Origin of the sequence: Mesorhizobium sp. M0968 (genome assembly GCF_040319065.1) — a bacterium.
GTDB lineage: Bacteria > Pseudomonadota > Alphaproteobacteria > Rhizobiales > Rhizobiaceae > Mesorhizobium.
The window spans coordinates 21,372-29,381 of record NZ_JAMYNL010000044.1; the positions used below are offsets into that span (position 1 = coordinate 21,372).

General features: G+C 59.6%; 11 protein-coding genes and 1 pseudogene. 9 read left to right on the top strand and 3 right to left on the bottom strand.

All coding sequences use genetic code 11. The features are described 5' to 3' along the window. Nucleotides 1–177: 177 nt before the first annotated feature. The 5 genes and pseudogenes from NKH67_RS32075 to NKH67_RS32095 form a co-directional block, all read left to right on the top strand. Nucleotides 178–969: a 3-methyl-2-oxobutanoate hydroxymethyltransferase gene (locus tag NKH67_RS32075; RefSeq protein WP_353032775.1), complete on the top strand. Its 792-nt coding sequence runs from the start codon at nucleotides 178–180 to the stop codon at nucleotides 967–969. 7 nt (nucleotides 970–976) lie between these two features. After that, nucleotides 977–1,981, top strand: a complete 1,005-nt coding sequence (locus NKH67_RS32080; RefSeq protein ID WP_353032777.1) for a sterol desaturase family protein — start codon at nucleotides 977–979, stop codon at nucleotides 1,979–1,981. A gap of 105 nt (nucleotides 1,982–2,086) precedes the next feature. Beyond that, nucleotides 2,087–3,028 carry a substrate-binding domain-containing protein gene (locus NKH67_RS32085; RefSeq protein ID WP_353032779.1) on the top strand — a complete coding sequence of 314 codons (942 nt, stop codon included), beginning with the start codon at nucleotides 2,087–2,089 and terminating at the stop codon, nucleotides 3,026–3,028. 68 nt (nucleotides 3,029–3,096) lie between these two features. Further along, a complete protein-coding gene (locus NKH67_RS32090; RefSeq protein WP_353032781.1) occupies nucleotides 3,097–3,423 on the top strand; it encodes a MocE family 2Fe-2S type ferredoxin in 327 nt (108 codons plus the stop codon). Between the two features lie 187 nt (nucleotides 3,424–3,610). Then, a pseudogene (locus NKH67_RS32095) lies at nucleotides 3,611–3,943 on the top strand (IS110 family transposase); the annotation flags it as partial. Nucleotides 3,944–4,167: 224 nt separating this feature from the next. On the opposite strand, the gene NKH67_RS32100 reads toward NKH67_RS32095, so the two are convergent. Beyond that, entirely contained in the window at nucleotides 4,168–4,341 is a 174-nt protein-coding gene (locus NKH67_RS32100; RefSeq protein ID WP_353032783.1) for a DUF3606 domain-containing protein, read from the bottom strand. Between the two features lie 326 nt (nucleotides 4,342–4,667). Then, a complete protein-coding gene (locus NKH67_RS32110; protein WP_353032797.1) occupies nucleotides 4,668–4,811 on the bottom strand; it encodes a hypothetical protein in 144 nt (47 codons plus the stop codon). A 169-nt stretch (nucleotides 4,812–4,980) separates the two neighbouring features. Here NKH67_RS32110 and NKH67_RS32115 point away from each other — a divergent pair, with 169 nt between their 5' ends. Further along, entirely contained in the window at nucleotides 4,981–5,178 is a 198-nt protein-coding gene (locus NKH67_RS32115; RefSeq protein ID WP_353032785.1) for a hypothetical protein, read from the top strand. A gap of 52 nt (nucleotides 5,179–5,230) precedes the next feature. On the opposite strand, the gene NKH67_RS32120 is transcribed toward NKH67_RS32115, so the two are convergent. Beyond that, nucleotides 5,231–5,482: a hypothetical protein gene (locus tag NKH67_RS32120; RefSeq protein WP_353032787.1), complete on the bottom strand. Its 252-nt coding sequence runs from the start codon at nucleotides 5,480–5,482 to the stop codon at nucleotides 5,231–5,233. A 498-nt stretch (nucleotides 5,483–5,980) separates the two neighbouring features. On the opposite strand from NKH67_RS32120, the gene NKH67_RS32125 reads away from it, so the two are divergent. The 3 genes from NKH67_RS32125 (at nucleotide 5,981) to NKH67_RS32135 (ending at nucleotide 7,536) form a co-directional block, all read left to right on the top strand. Next, nucleotides 5,981–6,208 carry a DUF982 domain-containing protein gene (locus NKH67_RS32125; protein ID WP_353032789.1) on the top strand — a complete coding sequence of 76 codons (228 nt, stop codon included), beginning with the start codon at nucleotides 5,981–5,983 and terminating at the stop codon, nucleotides 6,206–6,208. Between the two features lie 300 nt (nucleotides 6,209–6,508). Then, complete coding sequence (locus NKH67_RS32130; protein ID WP_353032791.1) at nucleotides 6,509–6,709, top strand: hypothetical protein; 201 nt, start codon at nucleotides 6,509–6,511, stop codon at nucleotides 6,707–6,709. Then, the gene (locus NKH67_RS32135; protein ID WP_353032795.1) at nucleotides 6,661–7,536 is read left to right on the top strand and encodes an IS110 family RNA-guided transposase; all 876 of its coding nucleotides are present in this window, start codon (nucleotides 6,661–6,663) and stop codon (nucleotides 7,534–7,536) included. Before NKH67_RS32130 ends, NKH67_RS32135 begins: the two co-directional genes overlap by 49 nt. Nucleotides 7,537–8,010: the final 474 nt, after the last annotated feature.

Genomic DNA, 8,010 nt, shown 5'->3' on the forward strand with positions numbered 1-8,010 from the left:
CCCCCTCATCCAGTCCGCGTTGCATCCGCCTTCCCCGTTGGGAGAAGAGGCTGGCGCCAAGCGCAGACGATCTCTTTCCCCTCGAGGAAAGGTCGGATTGCCACAAATAGGATGGCAAGCCGGGTGAGGGGGCATTCTTCCGCATGCAATGGCGCGCCGCGAAGGGGAGGACGACTAGTGGCGAGGCGGCTGACGGCCTACGATCTGAGGAGCGCCAAGGGCAGCCGCAAATGGCTGCAGCTTCACGTCGACACGCCAGCTGAGGCCGCTGCGGCTGTCACCTGCGATATCGTAATCCTCTCCAGCGAGCCCGACCACAATCTGGAACTGATCCGTGAGGCGGCGCCTTTCGCCTTCTTGTCGGTCGGCATGCCGCATGGCGCGGTCGCCTCGCCCGACGAGGCGGTACGGCTCGGCTTTGACATGATCAAGCGCGGCGCCGACGCCGTCTACTGCTCGCATTCACCGCGCTTCATCGAGGCGATGGCGGCGGAGGGCATTCCGGTTACCGGCCATGTCGGCCTGGTGCCGAACCGCGCTACTTGGACGAATTTTCGCGCCGTTGGAAGGACAGCCGAAGAAGCCTTCAAGGTGCTGCGCGCGGCCAAGGACCTTGAGAATGCCGGTGCCGCCTGCATCGAGGTCGAGGTCGTGCCGGTGCGGCTTGCCGATCACATCACGCGCTCGACCCCACTGATCACCATGGGTATGGGCTGCGGCAGCGCCTGCGACACGCAGTACCTGTTTTCCAGTGACGTGCTCGGCACCCACACCGGTCACTATCCGCGCCACGCCAAACGCTATGCCGATTTCGTGACACTAGACGCCGAACTGCAGGAAAAGCGCATCGCCGCCTTCCGCGCCTTCGGCCGCGATGTGATAGCCGGCGCCTATCCCGAAGCGAAGCACCAGGTCGACATGGACGATGCCGCCTATGACCGCTTCCTCACCCTTTCCCAATCCCTGTGAGATCGACATGGACGACCTGAAATACGGCACGCGCAACAAAAGAGGCGACTGGGCTCCGAGCGAGCCGGCAGGCACCGCGCCGCTGTTCGCCTTTCCGCCGCGTCCGCTGGCGCTGCTGAAATGGCTGCCGCACTATTTCCTGCCGTACAATCTCCTGTTCGCGCTCTCGGCGGTCGCGTGGTGGCACTACGTGCTGCCCGACGTCGAGGTCACGAAGACGCTGAGCGTCGGATGGATCCTCAGGCTCTTCCTCGTCAACTGCGCGGCGCTGCTTGTCTTCTTCGGCGTCTTCGAGCTCCGGCTCTACATTTTGAGAGCCCAGGGCAATCGCTTCAAATACAACGGCAAATGGCCCTCCGAGCAGAAGAGCAAGGCTTTCTTCTTTGAGAACCAGAACCTCGACAACACGCTGCGTACCTTCGGCACCGGCATGCCGATCTGGACGGCGATCGAAGTCGCGATCCTCTACGCCTATGCCAATGGCTACGTGCCGTGGCTGACAGTCGTCGAGCATCCTGTGTACCTGTTTTGCTTGGCGCTGGTGGTGCCAATCATCCACGAGACGCATTTCTTCTTGCTGCACCGGGCAATCCACTGGCCGCCGCTCTACAAATGGGTGCATTCGGTGCACCACAACTCCGTCAACCCATCGCCCTGGTCGTCGCTGTCGATGCACCCCGTCGAGCAGTTCGGCTATCTCGGCGTTGCACTCTGGCACCTGGTCATCCCATCGAACCCGCTGCTTGCGCTCTACCAGCTCCACTTTGCCGGCTTCGGCGCCATTCCCGGTCATGTCGGCTTCGACAAGGTCGAAATCGGCGAGGACACCAGCATCGATAGCCACGCCTACATCCATTACCTCCATCACAAATATTTCGAGGTGAACTACGGCGACGGCCTCATCCCGTTCGACCGATGGTTGGGCACTTTCCACGACGGCAGCAAGGAAGGCGAGGCCCGCATGCAGGCCCGCTACGAGAAGAAGAAGGCGCGCGTCAACGCCGCCCAATGACAGCCCGATCAGACAGCCACGCGAGGCGTCCGCGCAAGCCATCCCGCAAGGGCCGGAAGTCAAAGGAGGGGTGAACCGGCACTCCATCCATAAGGGAGGAAAACCGTGAAGAAGCTTTTCATTTCGACCGCGTTGGCGGCCTTGATGTCGACCAATGCGATGGCTGCAAAAATTGGCGTCAGCATCGTCAACTTCGACAACAATTTTCAGACGTTGCTGAGGGACGGCATGCAGGCCCGCGCCAAGGAGAAGGGCGCCGGCATCCAGGTCGAGGACGCGCAGAACGACGTCGCCAAGCAACTCGACCAGGTGAAGAACTTCATCGCCACCGGCGTAGACGCCATCATCGTCACGCTGGTCGACACCAACGCGTCAAGGACGCTCAGCGAGGAAGCTGCCAAAGCCGGCATCCCGCTGGTCTTCGTCAACCTCGAACCGTCAGACATGGCGAATCTGCCGGAGAAACAGGTCTATGTCGGCTCCAACGAGGTGGAGTCCGGCACGCTGGAAGCGTTCGAGGTGTGCAAGATGCTGCGCGCCAAGGGCAAGTCGGCGGGTGCCAAAGCCTACATCGTCATGGGCAGCCTCGTCCACCAGGCGGCCCTGCAGCGGACCAAGGATGTCGAGCAGATCTTCGGCACCGACATGTGCAACTTCATCAAGGTCGTTGACAAGCAGTCGTCCGAATGGTCGCGCGACAATGCCCAGACCCTGATGACCAACTGGCTGACCGCCGGCGGCGCCCCGGACGCCGTCATCGCCAACAATGACGAATCCGCCATCGGTGCCATCCTGGCGCTCAAGGCCAACGGCGTCGACATGAAGAACGTCGTTGTCGGCGGCATCGACGCCACGCAGGACGGCTTGCAGGCGATGAAGGCCGGCGATCTCGCGGTCACCGTGTTCCAGAACGCCGAGGGCCAGGGTGGCGGCGGCGTCGACGCCGCACTCGCGCTGGCCAAGGGCGAGAAGGTCGAACGCGTCGTGTACGTGCCGTTCGAACTGGTGACCTCGGCCAACGCCGGCGACTACCTCAACAAGAACTGATCCCAGGACCGGGGCCTCCGGGCGGCATTGCCGTTCCGGGGGCCGGACCGCAACTCATAGAGGAAAAAATGTCCAGCTGGATCACGGTCTGCGGCCTCGACGATATCGAACAGGAAGGTGCCCGCCGTTTTGACCATGAAGGCCGCACCTACGCCATCTTCCGCTCGCCCGATGATGAAGTGTTCTGCACCGACGGCCTATGCACGCACGAAGCGGTACACATCGCCGACGGACTGGTCATGGATTACGAGGTCGAATGCCCCAAGCACGCGGGCGCCTTTGAGTATCGCACCGGCGCGGCAAAGCGGCTGCCACCTTGTGTCAATCTCAGGACCTATCCTGCCAGGGTGGAAGAGGGCTCCATACTGGTTGCGATGCCAGTGACAGGAGCCTGAGCCTTGGTGGGGCAGTCGACCGTACCGCTTCGGTCAGTTAACGACTTGCAACCGGCGTGCCTAAATGTGCGCTTCCGACTATTTCTGCCTGAAAACTGCCGGTCCGCTATCGTGAAGATCCTATGGGGATGGAAGGCGACCAGCGCTCTGCCAGAGTGAAGTCGCCAAACATCATCTGGAGGTCAGCGTGCAAGCCAACACCACCAAAGCCCCGGCCGCTATCCGCGTCGATCTTGCCGCAGTGTTTGTCTCGTTAGAACTGTCTCGTTCAAAATGGCTCGTGACTTCGCTTTCGCCAGGTGGGGGCGAGAGACTGTCGAGACATCTCGTGTCGGGGGGCGACATTCCGGGTTTGCTCGATCACTTCGCAGAGTTGCAACGAAAGGCGGAAGTGCGGACAGGGCAGCGTTTCCGGGTCATATCAATCCAGGAAGCTGGTCTGGATGGATTCTGGATACATCGGGTCCTCGAACGCGAAGGCATCGAGAGTTATGTCGTGGACCCGGCCGACTCGGCCTTGCGGGAGATAGAGGCCTTCCTGAAGGGGTGTTTTCCGGAATATGAGTTCCTCGCCAATGGCGAGAGCATTCCGTTCGACGGCGAATACCAGGTGCTGCCGATCTGCGGTGTCGGGGGCGACGAACCGGGTGCGCTGCGCGTGCTCGACCATCCCGACCAGTCGGTGATGATGGGTATTGCCGCCGCGCTGAAGGGTTTCAGGCCGGGGCAGAAGCCGGCGTTGAACTAGCTGGCGCGCAATGTTTTCACAGCTTCGGTCAGGCGTGCGCGATCATTGCCATGCGTCTTGATCAGCTGGCGCGCCTGGTCTGGCGTGATGCCATTCTGCTCGGCGAAATATTCGACCTCATAGACGCGGTTGCGGTCGCGGAAATCTCGTTTGCGCTTGTCGTCGGCCATCCGGATCCTCCTTCTTGGATCAATGGCAACGCTGGCAAGCTACTTTCGTTGCGACAGCCATGCGGAATCACGTTCCATTCACTCTGGCTAATATAAGCTTTGTACCTAGTATTGACTGGGTGCGTAAAATTGTAAGTACCGGCGGCGGCCGCCTCGAGTTCATTCCGCCGATGGAGCCCAAACTGGTTTCAAAGCCACCCGAGGGTGAACACTGGATTCACGAGATCAAGCTCGACGGCTACCGCACCCAGATCGTCATCAACAGTCCCGACGATATCCGCGCCCCGACGACTAGAGCGTGCATAACGTTAGGGTGGCATAGCAGCCTACTCGCGCGTCAGCCCCTCAACCGTCTCAATAATCGCTTTTGCCAGCGCCTCGCCCTCATGCACCGGCAGCGGTCCATAGAGCAGCTTGACCGCCTCCTCACTCGGCAGAACGCCGGCTGGACAGGTTTGTTCGATCGCCATGCGAACGAGCTGTAGGCCAGTTCTTTCGTTCTTTCCCGTAAATGTAGTTCTCATCCATCGGCGTTGCTTACAAACTTGGTGCGGACGTGCTCGTTCTCTTCCATAAGCAGGATACTGGCGCCGGTCTGGCGATCGTCAAGATTGAACCTACGACTCGGAGAAAGCGAAAATGAGCCACCAAGCTGCAGTAATGCGAGCACTTCTCGTTGGCATCCCTTTCCTGATCCTGATGGCGTTTCTGCTTTGGATGGCGAACCGCTCAAGGATCGTCATGGCAAACGCCGCGAACGAGATCGCCAAAGAAATTCGGGAAAATACGGCAGCGGTGAAGGCTCTTAGCGAGCGTATCGACAAAATGGAGCGTTGAGCCTGCGAAACGGAAGTGGCGATAGAGCAAGCGGTCTAGGCTCAGTCGCTCGCTACTTCATTGCTGGTGAATCGTTCTTCACCAAGCAGTCTGCCGCCTCGATCAGACGCCGTTGCGCGCGTATCCGAGCCCCCGCGGCCAAATCATCTCCGTCAAAGAGACCATCGCAGGGGTGCGCCGAGACGGGCCACATCTGGTGGAAAGTGACTGCGCGCTGGTCGAGCTTATTGTCGATATTGCCCCAGCCTTTGGCCTGTCCGTCGCGTTCGACCTTCGCGAATAGCCGCTTGGCTTCAAGGACCAAATCCGCTCGCGGGAGAGTTCGGGTCCTTTATGCAGTAGGCCCGACGTGGTTGAACTCGACAAAGCAAAGCGGAAGGTTAATTGCCGACGTCGTACGACGTTGGATCAGCTCGGACGCGCCGCAACTACCGACGGAAGATGCTAAATATGCCGGTAGAGCAGAAACTGCCGGATGAGCATAAGTTTGAAAGACCTTGATCGGCGAGAGTAGCGGCTCCATTCGTACGGATTCGTACACACAATTGATCATCATGGCGGCGGTAGTATTATCAATCCCTTACAACCGGGGAGGGTTGGGTGCGCGGTGTAGAAAGGATTTCTCCAGTTCTTCAGCAGGCAATTGACGCAGTTCTCCGCGTAGCGGATCGGGAGACAGTGTCGATCTCAGCGGTGTTAGACCTCGTTCGACAGACCGCGCCCAATTTGGTAGCATCCGACACTGAGTTGGTCGAGGCCATACTCGAAGTCGCTATAGCCATGCGCCTGTCCGTGTTGTTCGATGACAATCCATTGGTTCTCCCCTCCGGTCCCCATCAAAAGCGAACAGGGCGATCTGACACACAGCGCCAGCAGCCCCGAGGCAGCACTCAAGGACCTCCTCAAATGGACCAAGAGAGGCCCTCAGTGGGACCTCGCAGTGCGCGTTTGCGCAGGCGTGATTTCCGACGAGGTGGAACCTGAGGAGGCCCGCAAGGCATTCCGGCTACTGCCGAGGAGGAGAGCTTGATGCCACGCTCGTCTGATTAGAATGGATCAGTTTCCCGACCCCCGCTCAGAGATTCCCACCAAATTATTTCACTTCCCCTTCGGAACCCTTTCGCAACGAAAGTGTTTCAGGCCGAATGTGGGAACGACCTTATGCCGGCACGACCAACAGCAGCGACAGCCTTTCAACGGCTGATCAGCTCAGAAGACAATCGTCAGATGCTCCGCAACAGGCTTGGTCTCGAAGTCGACGAGAAACTGCCGGCGTCCCTTGCTGCATTGTTTGCAGGAGCTTGAGCGGCGAGAGCAGGTCGAGGAGAACATGAAGCACAATGTCGGTTTGGATGTGTCGTTGGCTGAAACCGCAATCTGCGTGGTCGACGACGACGGTATCATTTTCCGGGAAGGAGTAGCGGCCTCGGATCCAAACGAGATCGCCGACTGGCTCGAGCGGCTCGATCTGAACCTGGCAAGATTGGGCTTGAAGCCGGCGCAACCGCAGCTTGGCTGTACAACGGCTTGAGGAAACGCGGACTGGCCGCAATCTGCATCGATCCGCGGCGGCTGCGGGCCTTGACCAAGACGATGCCGATCAAGAACGACCGGAATGACGCTCGCGCGATCGCCGGCTGCCTGCGCGTTGGCTGGTTCTCCATCGTCCATGTCAAAAGTGATGAGAGCCAGGAAATCCGGATGCTTCTCTGCAACCGCCGTACGCTTCAGACGAAACAGATCGACATCGAGAACGAAATCCGCGGGACACTCCGTTTTCGGCATCAAGCTCGCCGGTCGCATAACCTCGGCCTAAGGGCGCGTTCTAGAGCTGATCGAGAACACGCCTCGCCTGGCGGCCATGGTGAAACCGATGCTGATCGCCCGAGCGGCTCTTCGACTGCATGCGCGGTGTTGCACAAGATGATGCTGGACATGGTTCGGAAGGACGAAACGTGCCGTCAGCTGATGACCATCCCTGGCGTCGGAGCGATCACCGCCGTGACCTATCTCACGACCATTGATGATCCAGCCCGTTTTGAACGTTCTCGAGACGTCGGTGCACACCTTGGCCTGACGCCGAAGAAATACGCTTCCGGTGAGGTCGACCGAAACAGCGGCATCTCCAAATGTGGTGACGTCGCGATGCGGTCTACCCCCTACCAAGCCAGTCTCGCGTTACTGACGCGCTCGACCAAGAACTCGGGCATCAGGGCGTGGGGTCTCGCAGTCGCGAAGAGACGCGGCTTTCGGCGGACAGTGGTGGCCGTCGCTCGGAAGCTCGCCATCGTCATGCATCGCGTCTGGGCGGACGGAACCGAATATCATTGGGAGAGCAAAGCCGCGACTGCCAACTGATTTGGCGTGAATCGAATTCCAGAATCTGCCTGAGGCAGAGTGATGTCCCGCAAGGACCTGGTCGAAGTGACTGCGCTGCAACGATTGTGCTCCGGTGCACGCTTTCGTAGATAGCAGCCTTCGATTATCGGACCACCATCTTGAGGCGATGAAGCATCGACCTCGTAGACAAGAGAGAGCCTCGCGGGACTTGACGTGCAGTTGGCAGAGGAAGGTTGCGGTGACAATCGCATCAGACAAATCGTTGCACATCGGCCCTCCGTCCGATCGCCATTGCGCGGCTCCGTGGGCATTTCTGCAATAATTCCCTTAGCGTAAAAATGCCCACGGAGCCCCTATTAGGGGCGTCTGCGAGTCCTTATGCTCCTCATCGAAGCGGATCGGCAGCCACACGCCGACGTCGGCATGGCTCAGTGCAACAACGTTCACGGAGGACGACATGTGTAGGATGATCATGGCAGTGCTAGGTCTGCT